The following is a 22,641-nucleotide window of genomic DNA, read 5'->3' on the forward strand; positions in this document are numbered from 1 at the left end:
TGATTTTTGCCATTGCTTTACCTTTTGGGGATGTGCAATGAATATAGTAGTTACGCTACCCTCTTATTAAACTCCTGCATAGTCCAATATCCTTTTGGAATTTTGTGCAACCCCTTTTTCTTTAAACCTTCACAAAAAAGCATCAAAAATAACGGGTTTGAAAATTCAGGATTTAGTAATGGTGCAGACGGTTGTTCAATGCAATATTTTTCAAAGTATAGACTGATTGCGTTATATTCTACACCCGAAAAGCCGTGGTGTTCCACCTCAACAAAGTTACACGATTCTTCTAAATCACTAGTTAAAACTTTCCTTCTATATGAACTTCTTACGCTAAAAGCTATGCCCAAATTTTTGTATTTTCGTATAGAAGCTACAAGTCCTGCAATATTTTGGCTCCAAAATTTATGATAGTCGCATTCATTTAACGCATCAAAAAAGAAAAGAATTCTTTCGTTATTGGTTTCGGCTAATGAATCTAAAGCCCCTAAAAACACATCTCGAGAACATTTAATTGATACTTTGCTTAAAATCTGCGTCCACAAATCATCGTCATTAAACTGATTTCCCAGGAATAAGAACGTATAAGCATTTTTATCTAATCTTTTCTTTGCAACATCTGCAAGCAAATGCGATTTTCCTGTTCCCGCGTCTCCGATGAGCAACATACTAGGATTTAAAAATAAATTACATGAGGGAGATTCCAGATAATCCAATACATCCGATATGATATTTTGGTATTCAAGGATGGAATTACGAATATACCCAAGACTTCTATCCTTTATAGATTTTGACCAATCTTTGACCAAATCGTAAAATTTAACCAACTGTTGAAAAAAATCTTTTAATGTTTGTTGTGATGAAACAACATTATCTATAGTCAATTTATCGTCATTATCAAAAATTTCAAACAATGTATTTATCTTACAACTTATTTCTTTTCTTTGTAATTCAATATTTTCAGGATAATCGCTACCATTGATTTTATATCGATTGCTTAGCACTTGATTAATACACTTATAGAAGTATTTGTAAAAGAAGCTCCCACCAGACAAGCCATCAAACACTTCTGCAATCGGTAATTCAACATTAAGTTCAGGAGTATACCTTTTTCCTAAATTGGCAATAGACTGTTCTAGCCTATCCGCAAACCATTCCTTAGAAAAGGATTCTTCGTTAAACCAAAAATATTTTCGGCCTCTATTCTCTTCTTTACTTAACCTATAAAAAATTTCAGAATCGCCCCAAAACTCTATATCGACGGTTCTACCTTGTTTTTCTGCTAAATTCTTCCAAAGCGCAACTTTTTCATTCCAGCAATCCATCAGAGATTTATTGCTTTTTCCCGCTCGTTTTCCTTTTGTAACTGTAATTCGTGGATCAGGACGGTCCAAAGGAATGCACACAATGTATTTAACCAACTTTGGATGTTTTTCTAATGCAGTCTTAAAAGATTCTTCTATTTGAAACCATTGAGTCTTTCCCAAAGAGAAAAAGAATTTTGCTTGCCAGCCATATTCAGAACCATCTTTTTGAACGGAATACGCCTCAACACCACCATCAGGCGCAGCTATTCGGAAAAAAGATTCCCGATTATCATCTTTTTCAGCCCTAGCTAATTGACAGACCAATTCTTCAAAGGCCTTTTCTTGCGACCCATCAAAACAGCGGAGTTTATTCCAATCTTTATTCATTGTATGTAATCCTAACTTTCATTTATTAAAAAGTTGATAACATTTCGTACAAAATCCAATCTTGTTAATTAAGGGCAAAAGATATACTAAAAAAAATGGTATTTATAAAACCTTTTTCAATTCAATCAATACCATTGTAATTATAATATAGTTTATCTAATCGTTTGCTTAAGTCTTGAGAATTGTAATATGGAAGAGAATCCATATCATATGACTTACCTATATATGCAACAGACATATACCCGCATTCTATTCCCAATTCAGTCTTTACACGCTTTGCTAGCTCTTCTATCATATTTTCTTGTTGCCCTAAATCTCTTCTATTACTTATGTATTTGGGTTTATACAATATTTTTCCATACTTATTGACTTTCAAAAATCCTTCATTCAACATAGCTTGAACCTTTTTATCAAAGAAATCATACATCCACAGCCAACATTTCCCTACATTGCTCACAAGAGTATATTTAGTATTTGCGTTAATTTGTTTTTCCATATCATAAATTTTTTTTATCATTTTTGTTGCTAGAATTGAATTTTGATTTAAGAATTGGTTATAATTTATTTTTGACAACTCGAATAATTTCTTTTGTTCATTATAATTTTTTAATGTATCAACACCTTCAAGCTCTTCATAACAAATAACATATCCATATTTTTGTGGAGAAATTTCATTCCTGTGAATCAAGGAAAGAATATCATAGAGAACCTGTTCTTTTTCCTCTTTTGATTTTACAATAATTCCGATATTATTTACATTATTTGATGTTAAATCCATACCTGGAACAAACAAAGGGTCTTCAACACACCCATATTTTTTTATTTCCTTTTCATAGAAACTAGTAGAATTTCTATTTGGCAATCTCCATTCTCTTTCATGAGTCCAATCTATAGAAGGTTGAGCATTAGGATTATATGCAACAAACCTATATTGCTCAGATAAAGGCAAAATTTTTTCATCTATAATTCTTGGGCCGCCATCTTTTCCACTAGGCAAATTAAAGCATTCATTGGAAAATCCATAAATCACCGGTCTTGCTCCGTTTTGAAACATTTGATTTTTATCAAAAATAAGAGCATAAGGACTAATTTTTTCACCGTTGCCACCACGTTTTTGAGATGTTTCAAAAAAAGCCGCTAGAGGCATATCTGTAAAGCACACCGCTGGATCAGAACCATAAATCGTTCTAACACCATTCCTAAAAGACCATGTAGACCACAATAGACAACATCTAATGCAAACCCTCAATAAAAATAAAGGCTGTAAAACACCCCCTTCTTCTATATTATTAAAGCCCCAATCATCAAGGCTTACAGGCATAGACCCATCTTCAGGATCAATTGACCTAAAGAAATGTATTAACTTATCACTCAAATCATATCGTTCATTATTTAGCATATGGTTTACAGCACTTTAAATAATTGTTCTAATTTGGCAACAATTCGTTTCTGTTCAGCTAGGGGCGGAAGGGGGAATAGGTAATTTTTTACAGTTTCCGTTCCCAATTCAATCTGATTTGTACTACCAGAACATCTTTCCTCAATTCCTCGTTGAATCAACGGGGTTATTAAGAAATAATAGACATATTTTGAGTTTACGTTCTTGTTGGAGCGAACTACGGTCACATGAGAGTCTGCAACAAATTTATCGTATTCAGAAAAAACATATTCATCGACAAATCCTGTTCTCCCGACAGTTCCGCCACCCGTTGAATTTATTATAACATCACCTACTTGAAGATATTGTTCCGTGGTATATTTTTCAATTGTTTTAGGATCAGCAAACAAACATTTTTCTGTATAGATTTTATCCCACTGATTGCACTTTTGAGCCATTACTGGGAGAATTTTCTTGTCAGAATAAACAGGAGATTTACCTCTGTGCAAATAGTCGCAAATTGAGCCAAGCCTGCACCACACCCAAGTTTCGGGGATTTTAAACGGAATTTCTTCTTCGTTAATCGGAGCAGTCTCTAAATCTTTCTTTTTGAGTTTTCCTTGTTTAACAAGGGACTCTTTTTCTTTTTTGATTTGGGCAAGGAGAACAGTGGCGGGTTCGTCTTTGGAGTTCTGGGGGACGAGTTTGCCTTGGATGGCTTCTTGGAGAAAACTCTTTTTTAAAGTTTCTGGAATGCCTTTTACCAATTCACTATACTTGTAAAATGATTTTGAATCAACATTCTTCTTTGAAGCCTTTTCTCCGTCAAGAATCGTTTGAAGATTTGAAATCACTCCAAAAATATCATCAAGATATTTTTCACTTTTCTCATGAAATAAAGAAAAGAGTTCCGCAGGCGGCAAAACTTCTTCTTCTTCCTTGGGAAACTTGCACTGGTCAAAGTTGCAGTCCATTTCCACGAGTTCTTCGGGCGTAAATTTGCGGGACTTTTCGCTCACGACTTCGCCATCGTCGTTGGTTTCGAGGATTTCCTCGCGGTTGTTCCACCAGTCCATTATGGGCTTGCAATGTTCCAAGCGCATCGGTTTCGTCTTGCTGAAATGCTTGTAGCCTTCGGGCATATCGAGGCGGTAGAACCAGGTTTCCTTGGTGCTGAATCCTGTCGGTGCGCCTTTCGCCTTTTCGTTATCGAAGAACAGGATGTTCGTCGCGATGCTGGTGTAAGGGCTGAATATGCTGCCCGGCAGGCGAATGACTGTGTGCAGGTTGAATTCGCGGAGCAATTTCTGCTTGATGGCGAGTTTTGCGCCATCGGTACCGAATAGGAATCCATCGGGGATAATCACACCCGCGCGCCCCATCTTTTTCAGGCGATACATGATGAGCACAATGAAAAGGTCTGCCGTTTCGCTGCTCTGCATATTCATCGGGAAGTTCAGCTTGGCATTCATGCCGGTGCTGCCGCCATAGGGCGGGTTCATGCCGATGCAATCCACCTTGTCGCTGTCCTTGAATTCCGTCACCTTGCGGCCAAGCGAATCCGTATGGGTGATATTCGGTTCTTCGATGTCGTGGACGAGCATGTTGGTTATCGAAAGCAGGTACGGGAGCGGTTTCCATTCCTGCCCGACAATGGACGACTGGAATTTCTTTTCGTCGCTCGTGGTCTTTACGGAGGGTTTCAGGTAATTCAGGCAGCTGGTCAAGAAGCCGCCTGTTCCACTAGTAAAGTCGCCAAAGGTTTCGCCGAGTTTCGGGTGCAGCTGTTGCACAATGAAGTCCGTCAATGCACGCGGGGTGTAGAATTCGCCCGCATTACCCGCGCTTTGCAAATCCTTCAGGATTCCTTCGTAAATGTCGCCGAAGGTGTGGCGGTCGTCAGCGTCGCTAAAGTCCACTTCGTCGATGATGTTGAAGAGCTTGCGGAGGATGATGCCGTCTTTCATGTACTGGTTCAAATCTTCGAAAACCATCCGCACAATCGCCTTGCCACGCGGCGTATTTTCGTTCACGGGCAAGTTCTTGAGCGTCGGGAAAAGTTCGTTGTTCACGAATGCAAGCAACGCATCACCCGTAAGCGCCTTGCCGTCTTTTTCATCGACAGCCCAATTGCGCCAGCGCATCTTTTCGGGAATGATGGATTTGTACTTGTCCTTGGTGCATTCCCAGATTTCTTCCTGAGCATCATAGACCTTCAAGAAAAACATCCACACCATCTGTTCGATTCGCTGGGCATCGCCGTTGATACCGGCATCGCCGCGCATTTCGTTCTGCAATCTCTTGACCAAGTTATTTACGGACATATATTACCTTATAAAACCTATTTGACAATCCAACGGCCGTCTTTTTTTGAACCGACGCGTGTAAGAGTTCCATTCTGTTGCAGCTTCGCTAAATCACGCTCAATCGTTCTTGGGGTGACGCCAAACATTTCTGCCAAATCCTTTTCGGTAAGGAAGTTGTTCTTTTTTAACGCTGCAATAATCTTTTCTTGACGGGCGGTCAAATGAACGACCTCTGCAATCGGCTTTTCAACTTCAATTTTCTGAGCATCCTTTAATGCCTCTAGAATCTTGTTCAGCATGAACTCGACAAAAATGTTGCAGTTGCCTGCGGTACTTGAGGCGTTTATGGCATTGTAGTATTCCTGTTGGTTGGCGTAGACCAAATTTTCAACAGGCAAGTGCGCAAAGACGGAATTCCACTTACTTAGAATAAGGGATTGCCACAGACGCCCCATTCGCCCATTGCCATCTCGGAACGGGTGGATAAATTCAAATTCATAGTGAAAAATGCAAGACCGAATTAACCAATGCATCTTGCTCCTCTTTAACCAAGAAAAGAGGTTCTTCATCAGGAGCGGAACTATGTTCGGTGGCGGGGCGAAATGGACGCATTTATTCCCTTTAAAAACACCTTCGTTGCAATTTCTGTATTTGCCGGCATCGGGAATCATACCCAGCATCATTATGCCATGGGCCTTAAGCAAATCTTTTTCGGAAAGTGCATTCAGCGAAGGATACAACTCATAGGTCCGCAATGCATTCTTCACTTCCAAGATTTCACGTGCAGGGGCAATAACCCGTTTACCCTCAATAATGTCGGACACCTGATCTTCAGAAAGCATGTTGCCTTCTATAGCCAACGAACTATGAATGCTTTGAATTTGGTTAATCCTGCGCAAACGCAGACCATCCGGTTGCTCCAATCGAATAACAAATCGTTCGACCTTGGCAGAAATCTCTGCAACAAGATTTACTATCGCCTCGTTAAGTGTAAAAGGCGGCTCGTATTTATCCGACAATTTCATGGACTTTTTATCCGACATTAAACCGACATTATTCCGACATCATAAATATATATTATGCGACATCATCGGTCAAGTAGAGCTGTTTTTTCAGGTCGATAACAGCGGCTTCGTAGCCTTCTCGCCCACCAAAGAGTTTCATAATCTTGGGCACAGTGCCGATATGGCTAAACGGGTCCAATTTCAGAACATCGTTCTGTTCCATCTGCAAAATGCCATCATCGGCATACTTGACAAGCAAAGCCTCTAGAACTTCGCGAGCCTTGCCCTCGTATTTTGCCAAATAATTACGCTTTTTCACATTATTTGCGCGCTCACGGCGGGTCAATGGCTTTTGGTCAAATGCCACATGGCAAATGATGTCGAAAACATCCACTTTAGCCAATTCTGGGTTTGCTTCACGGATGGCTTCAATCAAAACATCGTATTCTTGGAGTTCCTCAACAATCGCGGCTTTGCGCTCTTCGGCAGTCCAGCGTTTGATAAAATCGTCTAATGTAGCGTATTTGCCGCGGATATTTTTGCGGGTAAAGTCAGTAAAGCTTTCAACCACTTGGGTCTTGCCGTCGGCTCCTAAATATGAAACTGTCTCGGCATCGATTTTCACTTCAACATGGTTGATGTAGTATTTTTTCGGGCCCGGATTATATGGCGGAGGAGGTGGTGCGTGCACACTGCCGCCACCATGTTTCGGTTCCTCGGGCATTTCCGGTTCGCCATCGAATTCGGGATCTTTGAAAAGCTTGGTTGCGTTGCGGAAATCAAGAATTTCAAAATGCCACTTGCCCTTGTCTGTCTTGAGGCGTGTGCCACGACCAACAATCTGTTTGAACTCCGTCATCGAACCAATTTCCTTATCGATAACGATAAGTCCGCAGGTTTTGCAGTCTACGCCGGTACTCAACATTTCCGAAGTCGTCACGACAACGGGGTAGGCTTCGTCCGGTTCGATAAAGTTACCGAGTTGCTTTTTGCCAACGGCATCGTCGCCTGTAATGCGCATTACGTAGTGGGAATCTTCCTTGACCATATCGGCATTCAGATTTACAAGCAATTGGCGCATTGCTTCCGCTTCTTCTACATCGGTGCAGAAAACAATGGTTTTGGTCATACGGCCAATTCTGTAAAGCATCTGTGTAATGCGGCGAGCTACCACCTCGCGGCGGGTTTTAATGACGAGCTCGCGGCCAAAATCCGGACGCTGATACAGTTGTTCCGGGATTACATTGCCAAAAAGGTCTATTTCTTGCGGGCCTTCTGGCGCCCAGCCTTTCAGATCCACATTCAAAAAACTGTTTGTCACGCGATACGGAGCAAGGAAACCGTCTTCAATCCCCTGCTTCAACGAATACGTGAAAATCGGTTCGCCAAAGTATTCCAGGTTATTCGCGCCATTCGCAACCTTAGGCGTTGCCGTCATGCCAATTTGCGTTGCACCGCTGAAATACTCAAGAATCTTTCGCCATTCGGAATCTTCTTTTGCAGAACCACGATGACATTCGTCCACCAGAATCAAATCAAAGAATTCAGGTTTGAAGGCAGTAAACGGATCAGGCACGCCCTCATCGTACGAAACCAGCTGCTGATACAACGCCATGTAGATTTCATAACTAGAATCCAGCTCCTTACCCTTCACTTTTGTCATTATCTTTTTGAAAGGCTTGAAATCCTGACCCATGGTCTGGTCAATAAGAACATTACGGTCGGCAAGATAAAGGATTTTCTTTTTGCATTCGGACTTATGCAATCGTTCGATAATCTGGAACGCCGTATAGGTCTTGCCTGTACCTGTTGCCATCACGAGGAGAATTCTTTTGTCTCCGCGAGCGACGGCTTCCACGGTGCGATTAATCGCGATTCGCTGGTAATAGCGCGGAGCATGAGTGTCCGCATCCCAGTAGTAAGGCTGATTGATGACCTTTTCTTGTTCGGGAGTAAAATTCTTTTTCGCCCGTACTCGTTCAAGAAGCTGTTCGCGTGTCGGGAACTTGTCTAGCGGGATTTCCGTTTCCGTCCCCATCAAAAAGTCGTGTTCTACAAAGCCATCGCCATTGCTGCTGTAAGCAAAGGGGATGTCAAGAATCAAAGCGTAATCCATCGCCTGTTGCAAGCCGCCACCTACAGGGTGGTTATTGTCTTTTGCCTCGACAATGGCGATTGGGTAATTCGGCGAAGAGTAAAGCAGGTAATCTGCCTTTTTGCCCTGCTTGCGTGCATGTTTGCCACCTTGGAAAATAACGCGCCCGTCGGTGAAATACTTTTCCATACGCATATCTTCGGCCGCCCAGCCTACAGCGTTTAACGCCGGCGTTATGTAGCGGTTCTTGATATCTTCTTCGGAAAGTTCTTTCTTATTCGGATCCATGAGCAAACCTTGTCAGTAAATATACATCAAGAAAGTGCGGAAAATCAGCCGAAAATGAGGATTTTAGAGCGTTTTAGGCAAGCCGGGCGTTGCGGGCTGGCGTCTGAAGCCCGCTCGAAGGGGTAGCGGAAGACTTGGTTGGAAACCAAGGCTGTAGCGAGGGGGATTCCTCCCCCATTCCCATAAAAATGTTTTGTCGCGGCACTCTCCTTTTACTATATTTTGCCCGAAAATTATCTTCAAGGATACAACCATGAAACGTACACATAACTGCGGCCAGCTTCGCAAGGAAGATGTTGGCCAGACCGTAACACTCGCCGGTTGGGTGGATCGCCGCCGTGACCATGGTGGTGTGATTTTCGTTGACCTCCGCGACAAGTATGGCAAGACCCAGATCGTTTTCAATCCGGATTACAATGCCGATGTTTTGAAGACTGCCGAACAGCTCCGTAACGAATACGTTATTTACGTGACTGGTAAGGTCTACGCCCGCGAAGAAGGCAACACGAACGAAAAGCTCGCCACGGGTGAAATCGAAGTCAAGGCTGACAAGCTCGAAATTTTGAACGCCGCCCTCACTTCTCCGCTCGCCATTAACGACCCGAACGAAGAATGCAAGGAAAACGACGACCTCCGCTTGCAGTACCGCTACTTGGACCTCCGCCGTCCGTGGATCCAGAAGAAGCTCCTCCTCAAGAGCCGCTTCCTCAAGGCCGTGTACGACTTCTTCTACTCTAACGGTTTTGAAAACATCGAAACGCCGTGCCTTTGCAAGTCCACTCCGGAAGGCGCACGTGACTACCTCGTGCCGTCCCGCGTGAACCCGGGCAAGTTCTACGCCCTCCCGCAGTCTCCGCAGCAGTACAAGCAGCTCTTGATGATTGCTGGCATGGACCGCTACTTCCAGATCGCCAAGTGCTTCCGCGACGAAGACCTCCGCGCTGACCGTCAGCCGGAATTCACGCAGATCGACGTTGAAATGTCTTTCGTCAACCAGGACGAAGTCATGGAAATGTTCGACAAGTTCGTGACTGAAGTTCTCGGCAAGGTTTGGAACTTCGAACCGCCGCGTCACATCCGCCGTATGAAGTGGGCAGAAGCTATGCTCAAGTACGGTTCCGACAAGCCGGACCTCCGCTTCGACCTCGAAATTCATGACGTGTCCGAAATCGGTGCAAAGTCCAACTTTGGCGTGTTCAAGAACTGCGTTGCCGCTGGCGGCAAGATCCGCGGTATCGCTGCTAAGGGTTGCGTCGACTTTACTCGTAAGCAGATCGACGAACTCACTGCTTATGTTGCCAAGTACGGTTCTAAGGGCCTCGTGTGGATGCGCGTCAAGGAAAATGACGAAGTTGAAACTCAGGTCGGCAAGTTCTTCACGACCGAACAGCTTAACGAGCTCCGCGACGCTGTTGGCGCTAAGTGCGGCGACATGATGTTCTTCATCGCTGGTCCGGAAAAGATTGCTGCTACGGCTATGGGTCAGCTCCGCTTGGAAGTCGCCCGTATCAAGGGTCTCCGCGATCCGAAGAAGCGTGAATTTGTGTGGATTACCGAATTCCCGATGTTCGAATACAGCGACACGGAAGGCCGCTACATGGCTATGCACCACCCGTTCACGAACCCGCTTCCGGAACACTTGGACATGATGCTCGGTGGCAACCTCAAGGATTGCAACGCCGAAGCTTATGACCTTGTTCTTAACGGTGTGGAAATCGGCGGTGGTTCTATCCGTATTCACAACCCGGAAGTTCAGGAAAAGGTGTTCCGTTTGCTCGGTCTCTCCGAAGAACAGGTGAAGACCAAGTTCGGCTTCTTCGTCGATGCATTCAAGTACGGTGCTCCTCCGCACGGTGGTTTGGCCTTCGGTCTCGACCGCGTTGTTGCTACTATGGAAGGTGAAGAATCTATCCGTGACTACATCGCGTTCCCGAAGAACACGAGTGCTTCTAGCCCGATGGACCAGTGCCCGAGCGAAGTAGACCTCCAGCAGTTGCAGGACATCCACATCTCCGTGCAGATGCCTAAGGCAGCTAAGTAGACGAAAGGACGCTCGCAAGCTCGCTACAGACGAGAGACGAGAGAAAAGCCCCGCGGAATACCGCGGGGTTTCTTTGTAAAGGGGATTCCCTCCCGGAACAGGGTCCGGGATGACAATGGTGGCGGGAATGACATGTTTGCGAGTATCGCACCATTTATGAAAAGAGCCGTCGGTATTGCTACCGGCGGTTCTTTGATTACTGTATGGAGGAGTCTTTTTTATAAGGTCTGCTTCTGCGGTTTATGTTCTTCGGCATTGCCGCAGGGTTTCAGATGGCGGTAAACGGCGGGGTGACCCGAGATGCTGTCGATAGAAAGAAAATGCGAGGATTCGGAGACGGCGACACCGAACAATTCCGATTGCCCTGTGAATAGGCTATTGATGTATCCCATGTCGTTCTCCTATATTTTCAAATTCTTCAGATATTGCGAGAGTTCCATGTTCGCGGAGTAATCCACCGGACACTCGATGATGCTCGGCACATCCTGACGGAAGGCTTCGCGCAAGGTGCTCGGCAAGTCTTCGGTGCGTTCGATGCGGTAGCCCTTCAGGTGCATGGATTCGGCGTACTTGACGTAATCCGGGTTCGTGAATTCGACCGCATAGCTGTCGCCATAGCGCTCTTCCTGTTTCCACTTGATGAGGCCATAGCCTCCGTCAGTAAAGATAAGCGTCACGAACGGGATGTGTTCGCGGTAAGCCGTTTCGAGTTCCTGGCTGTTCATCATGAAGCCGCCGTCACCCGTGACCGCCAAGACCTTTTTCTTGGGGTTCAAAAGCTTTGCCGCAATCGCGCCAGGCACCGCAATTCCCATGGTCGCAAAGCCGTTAGAAATGATGCAGGTGTTCGGGTGATCGCAATGGTACTGGCGGGCAATCCACATCTTGTGCGCACCCACGTCCGAAATCAGGATATCATCTTCATCCAGAACGAGGCGGATGTCATGAAGCACCTTCTGCGGTGTCGGCGGGAAGCTCGTATCGTGATCGTAACGCGAGTGATCAGCCACCATCATCTCTCGGATTTGCATCGCCCATTCCGGCTCCCAGGAGTTCGGACAAACGCTACTGAGCGCATCAAGAGACGCAGAAATATCACCAATGATTTCTTCATCGGGCTGATAGAATTTGTTCACATGGTTCGGCGTTTCGTCGATGTGGATAATCATCTTGTCGCCATTCGGGTTCCACTTGGCAGGCGCATATTCCACAACATCATAGCCAACCGCAATCACGAGATCCGCCTGTTCCATGACAATGTTCGGGAAATCCCTTTGCGGCATGCCGATGCATCCCATGAAATACTTTTCACAAGAGGGAATCACGCCCTTTGCCATCATGGTGCAGACCACGGGAATTTTGGACGAAGAGACAAATGAACGCAAAGCCTCGGAAGCGTGGTTACGCACGGCAGAATGACCCACGAGAACCACCGGACGCTTTGCATTTGCAAAGACACCGCCAGCCGCGAGGATCGCATCGGTGCTGGCATACACGGTGTTTTCGCGATGATGCTTCAGCGGAGTCTGAGCGACCTCGCCTTCCACTTCCATCGCGGCAATGTTGCACGGCAAGTCGATATGGCAAGCACCGGGCTTTTCCATTTCGGCATACTTGAACGCAATACGAACAATTTCATTTACCGTATCCGGGCGGACAACCTGCTTACTGCGCTTGGTAATCGGCGTAAACATGTTCACCAAGTCCAAATATTGATGGCTCGTCAAGTGCATACGCTCTGTACCCACCTGTCCCGTAATGGCAATCAGCGGAGCGCCATCGGAATTCGCATCGGCAACGCCTGTGACAAGGTTTGTAGCGCCTGGGCCAAGAGTCGAAAGGCAGACGCCCGCCTTCCCCGTCAAACGTCCATAGACATCGGCCATGAATGCCGCGCCCTGCTCATGACGCACCGTAATGAACTTGATGGACGACTTTTTAATCGCTTCCATCAACTCGAGAGTTTCTTCACCAGGGATTCCAAAAATGTACTTGACGCCTTCACTTTCTAAGGACTTGATCAAAACTTCAGCAGTGTTCATAATTTTAAATGTCTCCGCAAAAGGATTGCAAAATTCGTGCCAAAAAGTGTTTTTGCCGTAAAAAAGCCAAATTTTGAAAGAAATAATGCTTTAGAGAGCATTTTTTAGGGCAATTTGGGCATTTTAATGAATTCTAAGCAATGGATTATACAAATAATGGAACACTCTTTTACACAACAATTTCCGTAATAGTTACAAGAAACGTAATGAATATATTATAAAATCACGCGATTTTAAGCCTATATAAGTCTTGGCACATTTTTTGCGACTAAATGAACATGGAATGTGTAGAGACAGAAGATACTTTTATCCGATCCATTTCGGCATTGTCGAAAGTGGAATTCGAGCACCGCTGTAGACGTTTGTATAACGTTCTTGACGAGAACGATCTTTCGTCGAGCATGGGAGGCAACCACAAGGGTACAGACCCCATCCCTCTCGTGATTACGGCTGAAGAATGGAAAACGCTAAAAGCAGGAGTGACGCAAAGGGCAAGGCTTTTCAATGCATTGGCAAAGGACATTTATGGCGAACAACGTCTTTGGAAAAACGGCAAATTGCCCGCCGCGCTGCTGTTTGCGAACCCGGATTTTTTGCAAGTCGTCTGGAAAGTTAGGCCAGTTGGCGATGTTTTTGTGAACTTGACATCGACCGATGTAGCAAGGCTCAAAGACGGATCATTCGTGGCTGTGTCGGACCATTTGCAAGTGCCCGAAGGCTTGGGACGTGCGCTGGAGAATCGCATTGGCGTGAGCCGAGCGTTCCCGGAACTATTCCGCAGCATGCAAACGGAACGGCTGGCGGGATTTTTCAAGAAACTGATGGATGGCCTAGACGCCATGCACAAGAACATAGGAGGTGAAGGTGAAACCAGCAAGGTGGTACTTTTGGCATCGAGTCCGGACAATCCGCGTCGCGCAGAAGATGCAGTAATAGCCCGTTACCTCGGGATCCCGCTTGTCGAAAACGACGACCTCGCGATTCGTAACATGCAGGTGTACATGAAGACGCTTATGGGACTCAAGAAGATTGGCACCATTTTCCGCCGAGTGGAAGACGGCATGTGCGACCCGCTGGAGTTACGCATTGATAGTGGCGAAGGGGCCGTGGGCTTAATCAGTTCCGTGCGCGCAGGGAATGTCGCGATAGCAAACTTCCTCGGGACAGGAGTTCTGGAGACGCCCGTGTTCAAGCCGTTTTTGCCGGAGATTTGCCGAGAACTGTTGGGCGAAGAACTGCTGTTGCGCGATGTAGAAACTCTTTGGCTAGGAAACGCAGCCGATGCGGAACGCGTTTTGGCAGAACCAGAAAAATGGATTTTCAAGAAGGCGTTCCGCGACGAAGGGAGCGTCAAGGAGGCTGAACCCAAAGCATATGCGACCATGACGACGACTGCACAGCTCGCCTTGTTGCAAGCGGTAGAGAACGCGCCCGAACAATGGGCGGTCGAAAAATCAATGGAGGTTTCAACAGTTTACGCTTACCGTGGAGAATTCACTCCGGCCGTTTCGCTGATGCGTTTCTTTGCGGTCAATACAGCAAAAGAAACTTCGGTGATGCCTGGCGGTCTCGGGATATTTAAGTTCGCGGAATCCAACGCCACAAGTGATGCGAGCGGTTCAATGGTTTGCGCGAAGAACGAATACCTTGGCGAAAAAGACATCTGGGTGCTTTCGGAAAATCCGGTGGCAAACTTTTCTTTGCTCGCTCCAGCAAGTCAGGCAATCACGCCGTCGAGAGCTGGAGGCGATTTGCCTAGCCGTGCGGCCGAGAACTTGTTCCGGCTGGGGCGAGCATTGTCGGCTTCAAACATGATGGCGCGTATTGCAAGAGGCATCGCGGTGAGGCTCTCGGACGAGTCCTGGATGGATATGCCTGAACTGCCGTGGATTCTGAAAGCGGGGCTTACGGACGAATCGCAATCCAGGCTCGCGCAAGATCCCGAAAACGCACTCCGTTACTTTATCTTGCGCAAGGACAACAAGAACGGCATGCAATGTGTGCTGACGGAAATTCGAGAACTCGGCATGCAACTGCGAGACCGCATTTCGGAGGATTTATGGCTTTACTTGAACGGATTTGGCATTGCAGAAGTGCCGGCAGGCACAGGTGCGGCAGCGCTGTTGCCATACCTAAAGGAAGTTCTGTCGGACAGCGCTGCAGTGGCCGGGCTTGCAGCAGATTCCATGACGCGCGGCCACGAATGGCGCTTTTTGGAACTCGGTCGTGAAATCGAGTACGCCATCCGCACCTTGCAGCTGGTCAAAAGCTTACTGTACACCGCCCCCACTGACGAGATGACGAACTTGCGTTTGTTGCAAGCAGTGCTTGAAATCGGTGATGGACTCATGACATACCACCGCCGCTATGGAGGTCGTTTGCAAGTTGTCCCCGTCATTGACTTGCTATTGTCGGACGAATCTAACCCGCGAAGCGTCGCCTACCAGGTGGCAAAACTGCGGAAAGCGGCAAAGCATCTGCCCGGAAACGACCAAAGCGAAGCAACATTCTCGCCGCTGGACCGCGAACTGATGCGCGTACTCGCCGAGCTTCGCCTCGCGAACATTGAACAGCTTGCAGAAACCGTTGACAACAAAAGGGAGAACCTCATAAAACTCGTAGAAACACAGATAAACTCTATTGAACGGATTGCCGAAATCGTGAACAGGCTCTACTTAAGCCACGCCCCACGCGCAGATGTTTTCCACGCGACAATGACTGACGTATCGGAGGTTTAAGATGCCCATTTATCAAGTTGATCACGAGACCGTCTACGACTACCGCCTCCCCGTTCTTTACAGCAACCACCTCGCCCACATGCTCCCACGAACCGTCAGCCGACAAAACTGGCTCAGCCACAGCATCGAAGTAGAACCGAATCCAACGATACGGCAGGAACGCCTGGACATTTTCGGGAACAGGGTGTTGGCATTTAGCATCGAACAGGAGCATACGCACTTTAGATTCAAAACGACAGGCATCGTGGATGTTCAAAATGACGAGCCGCCAAAACAAGGTGAAACGATGAAATGGGAAGATGTCGCAAAACTTTTGGAACGCCCAACAAGCGACGAAACGCTGGACGCCGCGATGTACGCCTACGCCTCCCCTTTCGCCAAATTTGACGAATCAGTCCGCAATTACGCACTCGAAAGTTTTGAGCAGGGTCGCCCTATTTTTGACGCCGCCTACGAACTCATGACCCGAATCTACACCGATTGCAAGTACACACCGGGAGCCACGAGAATCGGCGCTCAGCCGCAAGAAATTTTGCGCGGGCGAAAAGGCGTCTGTCAGGACTTTGCGCACCTGATGATCGGCTGCTTGCGTTCACTGCGCTTGCCATGCCGCTATGTGAGCGGTTACCTCCGCACACACCCTTGCGAAGGCCAACCCAAACTTGTCGGAGCCGACGCGACCCACGCTTGGGTCAGCACCTACATTCCCAGCCACGGCTGGGTAGAACTGGACCCCACCAACAACGTGCTCGGAGGCGACGAGCACATCATACTCGCCTGGGGCAGAGACTTCGGAGATGTGAGCCCGTTAAAGGGAGTCATCACCGGAGGGGGCGAGCACACCTTGAAAGTGTCCGTGAACGTGGATCTGAAGGATAGATAGAGTTACTAGTTCTGAGTTACTAGTTACTAGAGAATTTCATATCGAGATTTTCTAATGACCAACAACTAAAGACTAATAACTAACACATAAAAGCATAAGGAAACACAACATGCGATTTGGAAACTACGATACCGAAGGCTTTTACGACGAGCTTTGCTTACCTGACGGGACTCCCCGCCCGGCCGCAGAGCCGCTGTTTACAAAAATCAACGAGCTTCCCGAAGGAGAACTGCAACGCCGCCAGACCATTGCCGAATCTGCATTTTACGATAACGGCATTACATTCGCGGTTTACGGCAACAAGGAAGGCAAGGACAAAATCATTCCCTTTGATGTCATCCCGCGTATTGTAAGCGCAGCCGACTGGAAGCACCTCGAAGCAGGCCTCAAACAGCGTACAGAAGCGCTGAACTGCTTTTTGACGGACATCTACAACGACCGCAAGATTTTGCGCGACAAGATTGTGCCCGAAAGTCTCATCAACACCTGCACCGCATACCGAGCGCAGATGGAAGGCTTTGTACCGCCCAAGGGAATCTGGGCACACATTACCGGTACAGACCTTGTGCGCGATACCGACGGCACATTCTATGTGCTCGAAGACAACATGCGTTGCCCGAGTGGAGTCTCGTACGTGTTGCAAAACCGCCAGATTCTCAAGCGTACATTCCCGCAGGTATTCTCCAATTGTTCCATTCGCCCGGTAGACGAATACTGCACCCGTCTGCGCCATGCGCTGGAATACTTGGCCGATTCCACGGCATCGCCAAAGGTCGTGGTGTTGACTCCCGGTATCTACAATTCGGCGTACTACGAACATTCCTATTTGGCACAGCAGATGGGCGTGGACCTCGTGACCGGAGACGACCTCGTTGTGCAAGACAAGAAAGTCTACGCACGCACGACGCGTGGCCTCAAGCAGGTTCATGTAATTTACCGCCGTGTCGATGATGAATTCTTGGATCCGAAGGTTTTCCGCCCGGATTCTTGCCTCGGCGTACCCGGATTGATCGAAGCGTACAAGGCGGGAAACGTAGCGCTTGCGAATGCGCCCGGTTGCGGCGTTGCCGACGACAAGGCGATTTACACCTATGTGCCGCAGATTATCAAGTACTACCTCGGCGAAGAAGCGATTATTCCGAACGTGCCGACATTCGTATGCGAAAACCCGAAGTACATGCAGCATGTGCTGGACCACATCGAAAACATGGTCGTCAAGGCTGCCAGCGAATCCGGCGGCTACGGCATGCTCGTCGGCCCGAAATCCACCAAGGAGGAATGTGAAGCGTTCAAGAGCAAAATTATCGCAAACCCACGCAACTACATCGCGCAACCCATGATTTCGCTCAGCCGCGTGCCTTGCATTGTCGATGGCGGTTTCGAAGGTCGCCATGTGGATTTGCGCCCCTACATTGTGCAAGGGCGGGAAACCTACATCCTCCCTGGTGGCCTCACTCGCGTGGCACTCCGCAAGGGTTCTATCGTGGTGAACAGCTCGCAGGGTGGCGGATGCAAGGACACCTGGGTTATCGCCGAAAACGAGAAGGCCCCGGAACTCGGACAAGCTAAACTCTGGATGGAACAACAACAGCAACAACAATAGGAATTTAGAAGTAGGAAATGTATTATGTTAAGTAGAGTCGCAAATTCCATTTATTGGCTCGCCCGCTATATTGAACGCGCCGAAAACGTCGCGCGAAGCATCGACGTAAACCTCCAGCTGCAACTGGACTTGCCCGGTGAAGAACGCCCCTGGGAACCGGTGATCCAGATCGCCGGCAACGCAGATGCTTTCTTCAAAAAATACGCCCATGTTTCCATCGAAAACGCGCTCATGTTCCTGACGTTCGACAAAGAGAATCCAAACAGCATCATTTCATGCGTCGGGGCCGCCCGTGAAAACGCCCGCTGCGTCCGCGAAAGGATTTCGTCGGAACTGTGGATTGCCATCAATCAGTTCTATCTGAAACTAAACGACCCCGAAATGCCTAAAGAAGCATTGGCTGGCCCTCACGCCTTTTACAACAGTGTCAAGGAATTCAGCCAGCTCACGGCAGGCATCATTCAAGGCACGATGAACCACGATGTCGCCTGGAACTTTACGCATCTCGGCACATTACTCGAACGCGCCGACCAGACTTCGCGTATTCTGGATGTCAAGTATTACATCTTGCTTCCGGATGTGAGCATGGTGGGCATGGCGCTCGATACCGTGCAGTGGAACGCCGTTCTCAAGAGTGTCGGTGCGTACGAAATGTTCCACCGCCGCAATTCGAATGTGACGCCGCATAACGTCGCGGAATTTCTATTGCTCTCCGAAGACTTTCCACGATCCTTGCGCTACTGCCTGGAGAAAGCGGAGCTGTGTCTCAAGAACATTGCCTATCCCGTTAAGAGCAAGGCGGATTCAATCCGCCTTCTGGGCAAGTTGCGTTCCGACATCGCATTCACCACCATCGAAGAAATCATCGACCAGGGACTTCACGAACAAATTGAAAAAGTCCAGATTCGCTTAAATGAACTCGGCAATCAAATCTGGAAAGATTTTTTCTGCTAAGATTTTCCATTACACTCAAATAAAAAAACAATGGCGGGTTTCGGCTCGCCATTTCTCTTTGATAAAAAAAATGCCAAACTTACGCTCTATAACTAAAATCAATTTAAAAAGCAATCATTTAAATCATATAAAAAAAATACTTCTTTCATGCAGAATTTTTTCTGAGCGTTTTTACCCCACTCGTTTTATAAAATTCTCAATTTTGACAACAGTCAATAAAATTTTTTGACAAATATTATAAAATACAAGATAAACCACTATATATTCCAATATGAAGGTGTTAGGGTGTTTGTTAATTCATTATGGGATGAGATATGCAGAATAAACATATAGTTTGGTTTCTTGCGTTTGCGAGCACATATTTTTGTAGTTGCACAGACGACAATGTCGCAGCTCCGTTTGACGACACACTTCAAATCAGCGAAAGTTCGTCATCTAACGAACCTCAGGAAAATTCAAGCAAACTTCCTCCAGCACAATTTTTGTCTTCTTCTGTCGAATTTTCCGAAGTTTCAAGTTCACAAACCGCCCCTGTTCCAGGCTCATCTAGCGTAAACAACCTTAGCAGTTCTTCCTCGCCTATCGCGCTTTCGAGTTCTGTAATTCCAGAGACAAGCAGTTCGATTACACCAGAGCAGCCAGCACTTTCTTCAAGCTCCGCAGCAACATCAAATACATCGACAGAGCAATCATCATCTAGCAGCCTTCAGGATTATGGCGACAACCACAAGCCTAAAGCGACTTTTCTCCCGAAAGCAGGCTTCTACAAGAGTTTAACTATTGAACCGCCCACCCCACAAAAAGGCGGCGATATCCGTTGTACATTTGACGGTTCGTTTCCGACGGCCAATTCCAAACAAATTACAACAGCCACTCCAATTACAGAAAATTCCGTTGTACGTTGTTCTGAATTCATAAACGGCATGGCTGTGGATACCACGACACAGACGTACTTCATCAACGAAAGCGTCTCGATGCCGGTTGTCGCACTCACCGTCAATCACCACGACATGTTCGACTCTACTGACGGTCTCTACGCCACAGGGAACCTCACTGGCGGCGGATTTGGCGGCGGCATGTGGGACATAGGCGGAGGCAACACTACCGACAACAGCAATCCCAAATGTACAGAACCTTGCAAGGCCGCAAACTTCTGGAAAGACACGGAACTCCCCGTACACGTGGAATACTTTGAAAAAGGAAGTTCCACCACCGAAAAAACTTGGGAAATTGATGCCGGCATTTCGATTATCGGAAACTGGAGCCGATACAAGCCCAAGAAAAGCGTGGCCATAAAAATGGACAACGATACTTACGGCGACAAGACCATTAAATATTCTTTGTTCAAAACGCGCCCAGAAGCAAAGAAATTCAAAAGCTTCAACTTACGCAACAACGGCAACCGTTTCTGGACGGATTACGTCGGTGACGCCATGATGACATCGCTCATGGAAGGCACAGAAGTTGATTACCAGCGCAGTCGCCAAGTCGTCGTATTCTACAATGGCGAATACTTCGGCATCCACGACATGCGTGAACGATTGAACAGACACTTTGTCGAAACAAACTACGGCATTGACTCCAAGTCCATCAACATGATCAAGATTGCCGGTACAAGCTACGAAGCAAGCGGTACAAACGGAGCTTCCACAAGCGATTACCAGCAACTTGTAAACAGCATTTCTAGTGCAAATTTTGCAGGCGAAAACAACGCTCAGTACGAACAGATTAAGAGCAAGCTCAACGTGAACAGTTTTGCCCAGTACATGTTCGCCGAAATGTACTACCACAACGGCGACTGGCCAAACAACAATGTTCGCGCTTGGGGCGGCAACGGCCATCCGTTCAAATTCGTCGCATTCGACACAGATCACGGTTTTGGATTTACACCGGGCATTAGCGGTTTCGATGCCCAAAATCAAAATATGTTCGACTGGGTTCTCGGTTCAAAATCAAGCAATCAAGGCGGAAACGGTGGCATGTGGGGCGGTTTCGGCGGCTTTGGCGGCGGCAGCTCCGTTGACAGCAGATCTCCAGGCGGCATGCTCAAGAAGCTCCTCGAAAATCCCGACTTCAAGCGCATGTTCATCAACAACGCCTGCATCCTCCTCAACAGCTACTTGACTTACGAAAAGGTGCAGAGCACTGTGCAGTCCATGATGGCCACAATACCTTCTTCGGAACAGCAGCGCGACGAAAAACGCTGGCCGCGCAACCAGAGCAATTTCAAGTGGGATCCGACAGGCAATACACTTATATCCTACGCCAAGAATCGCGGCGAAACGCTCAAGAAAGAAATGGCCGAACGCTTTGACCTTGAAAACGAAGTCTCCGTAACAATCGCGGCTAGCGGAAACGGCAGCGTACAGGTGGACGGCATGAAGCTTCCGAGCAACAATTATCAGTGCAAGTTCTTCAGCAACAACGAGCTTCAATTGACAGCTGCGGCAAGCGCCGGTGCAGTATTCACGGGATGGTCTGACGGTTCAACAGAAAACCCTCACAAGGTTACGCCCACCGCAGGTATGACAATTACGGCAGTGTTCAAGTAAGATATCACACAATCCACATCCTCCTCCCCGCGAACAAGCGTCGCGGGGATTTTTTATATTGGGAATATGTCCAGAGCAGCCAAAAGACGCAGAAAGCTCATGATGATGGAAAGTCAACCTCTCCCACCGTCCGAAGTGAAGTCAACAATTTCTAAAAAAAATTCATTCAGAAAAAAAACGCTAATTATTTTATCCATACTAGAAGTATGCTTTATTACAGCATTTTTTCTTCTAAAAGCAAAAACACATTCGTTTAATCTCGACTATATCATCGATGATGCATTTTTAGACAAACTTGCCGAGCGTGAGTTATACAGAACATTGCTTAGAATTTCACTAGCCTTCTGTGTAAGCTTTGGGATGGGCATCATTTTACACTTCTTTAAAGTATTGCCAATAAGAAAAAACAACAAAGTGCCATCTACAAAAAATTTTATTACTGAATTATTTTTCCTAGTCTTACTTGCCATTCTCGTTTCTATTCCGCAGATTATCGAACTTCCTGCAAGGTTCACAAAAAAGCCAATACTCCAAAAAGAAATCCTTATTGATAAAGATACTTGGACAACAAAATCAGGGATGCATTACGACCTTATATTCAGTAGCAAATCGAGCATAACGGTCAGCAAACGCACTTATTTAGCAACGAATATTGGAACTGAATTTTACACAGTTTATCAAGGATCGTTTCTTATTGATTTTTTCCCGATGGATAAATATTTTTTGAAAAAGGATTAATAATTGTCATCAAAAATATTAATTACAGGCCGTAAATACAGTCAATACAGTCATATCATTTAGCGAAGTAAAAAGCAATATTTTAAAGATATTGAATAACTATATTAAACACATATCCCCCAAACAACAAAAATCTGCGTAGCTTACGGCTGCGTAGATTTTTTTATATGCTTGGAAATGCTTGGGGTAGCCAGATGGGCGGCGCTGGATCCCGATTAAATATCGGGGTAGCCAGATTGCCAAATCGTTCACTTCGTTTCACGATTTGCCCTTCGGGCTTGCTTGAGCTTCGCTCAAGTCAAGGCTTAAAACCGGCTGTGTTCGC

The 22,641-nt window shown here is 46.7% G+C and carries 14 protein-coding genes and 1 pseudogene; 7 read left to right on the forward strand and 8 right to left on the reverse strand.

What is annotated here, in order from left to right:
* Positions 1-50 precede the first annotated feature (50 nt).
* The 6 genes and pseudogenes from ACJMM9_RS06560 to hsdR form a co-directional block, all read right to left on the reverse strand.
* A complete protein-coding gene (locus ACJMM9_RS06560; protein WP_405324883.1) occupies positions 51-1,694 on the reverse strand; it encodes a hypothetical protein in 1,644 nt (547 codons plus the stop codon).
* A gap of 121 nt (positions 1,695-1,815) precedes the next feature.
* Entirely contained in the window at positions 1,816-3,093 is a 1,278-nt protein-coding gene (locus ACJMM9_RS06565; protein WP_405324885.1) for a DUF4427 domain-containing protein, read from the reverse strand.
* A gap of 5 nt (positions 3,094-3,098) precedes the next feature.
* A complete protein-coding gene (locus ACJMM9_RS06570) occupies positions 3,099-3,926 on the reverse strand; it encodes a restriction endonuclease subunit S (RefSeq protein ID WP_405324978.1) in 828 nt (275 codons plus the stop codon).
* Positions 3,900-5,396 (reverse strand): annotated as a pseudogene (locus tag ACJMM9_RS06575) (N-6 DNA methylase); the annotation flags it as partial. The gene ACJMM9_RS06570 and the pseudogene ACJMM9_RS06575, both read right to left, overlap by 27 nt.
* A gap of 17 nt (positions 5,397-5,413) precedes the next feature.
* Positions 5,414-6,421, reverse strand: coding sequence for a Fic family protein (locus ACJMM9_RS06580; RefSeq protein WP_405324887.1), 1,008 nt, complete (start codon positions 6,419-6,421; stop codon positions 5,414-5,416).
* 34 nt (positions 6,422-6,455) lie between these two features.
* Positions 6,456-8,765: an EcoAI/FtnUII family type I restriction enzme subunit R gene (gene hsdR, locus ACJMM9_RS06585; protein ID WP_405324889.1), complete on the reverse strand. Its 2,310-nt coding sequence runs from the start codon at positions 8,763-8,765 to the stop codon at positions 6,456-6,458.
* A gap of 253 nt (positions 8,766-9,018) precedes the next feature.
* Between hsdR and aspS the strand changes: the two genes are divergently transcribed.
* Entirely contained in the window at positions 9,019-10,806 is a 1,788-nt protein-coding gene (gene aspS, locus ACJMM9_RS06590) for an aspartate--tRNA ligase (RefSeq protein ID WP_405324891.1), read from the forward strand.
* A 218-nt stretch (positions 10,807-11,024) separates the two neighbouring features.
* Here the strand turns inward: aspS and ACJMM9_RS06595 are convergent, their stop codons facing one another.
* Positions 11,025-11,198, reverse strand: coding sequence for a hypothetical protein (locus ACJMM9_RS06595; RefSeq protein WP_405324893.1), 174 nt, complete (start codon positions 11,196-11,198; stop codon positions 11,025-11,027).
* Between the two features lie 9 nt (positions 11,199-11,207).
* Positions 11,208-12,848 carry an acetolactate synthase large subunit gene (locus ACJMM9_RS06600; RefSeq protein ID WP_405324895.1) on the reverse strand — a complete coding sequence of 547 codons (1,641 nt, stop codon included), beginning with the start codon at positions 12,846-12,848 and terminating at the stop codon, positions 11,208-11,210.
* Between the two features lie 272 nt (positions 12,849-13,120).
* On the opposite strand from ACJMM9_RS06600, the gene ACJMM9_RS06605 reads away from it, so the two are divergent.
* The 6 genes from ACJMM9_RS06605 (at position 13,121) to ACJMM9_RS06630 (ending at position 22,316) form a co-directional block, all read left to right on the forward strand.
* Entirely contained in the window at positions 13,121-15,586 is a 2,466-nt protein-coding gene (locus ACJMM9_RS06605) for a circularly permuted type 2 ATP-grasp protein (RefSeq protein ID WP_405324898.1), read from the forward strand.
* 1 nt (position 15,587) lies between these two features.
* A complete protein-coding gene (locus tag ACJMM9_RS06610) occupies positions 15,588-16,469 on the forward strand; it encodes a transglutaminase domain-containing protein (RefSeq protein ID WP_405324901.1) in 882 nt (293 codons plus the stop codon).
* 109 nt (positions 16,470-16,578) lie between these two features.
* Positions 16,579-18,072: a circularly permuted type 2 ATP-grasp protein gene (locus tag ACJMM9_RS06615; RefSeq protein WP_405324904.1), complete on the forward strand. Its 1,494-nt coding sequence runs from the start codon at positions 16,579-16,581 to the stop codon at positions 18,070-18,072.
* A 24-nt stretch (positions 18,073-18,096) separates the two neighbouring features.
* A complete protein-coding gene (locus ACJMM9_RS06620) occupies positions 18,097-19,026 on the forward strand; it encodes an alpha-E domain-containing protein (RefSeq protein WP_405324907.1) in 930 nt (309 codons plus the stop codon).
* Between the two features lie 314 nt (positions 19,027-19,340).
* Entirely contained in the window at positions 19,341-21,578 is a 2,238-nt protein-coding gene (locus ACJMM9_RS06625; protein ID WP_405324909.1) for a CotH kinase family protein, read from the forward strand.
* A gap of 66 nt (positions 21,579-21,644) precedes the next feature.
* Positions 21,645-22,316: a hypothetical protein gene (locus ACJMM9_RS06630; protein WP_405324912.1), complete on the forward strand. Its 672-nt coding sequence runs from the start codon at positions 21,645-21,647 to the stop codon at positions 22,314-22,316.
* The last annotated feature ends 325 nt before the right edge of the window (positions 22,317-22,641 follow it).

The sequence above is a fragment of the Fibrobacter sp. genome, from assembly GCF_045112255.1.
Classification (GTDB): Bacteria; Fibrobacterota; Fibrobacteria; order Fibrobacterales; family Fibrobacteraceae; genus Fibrobacter.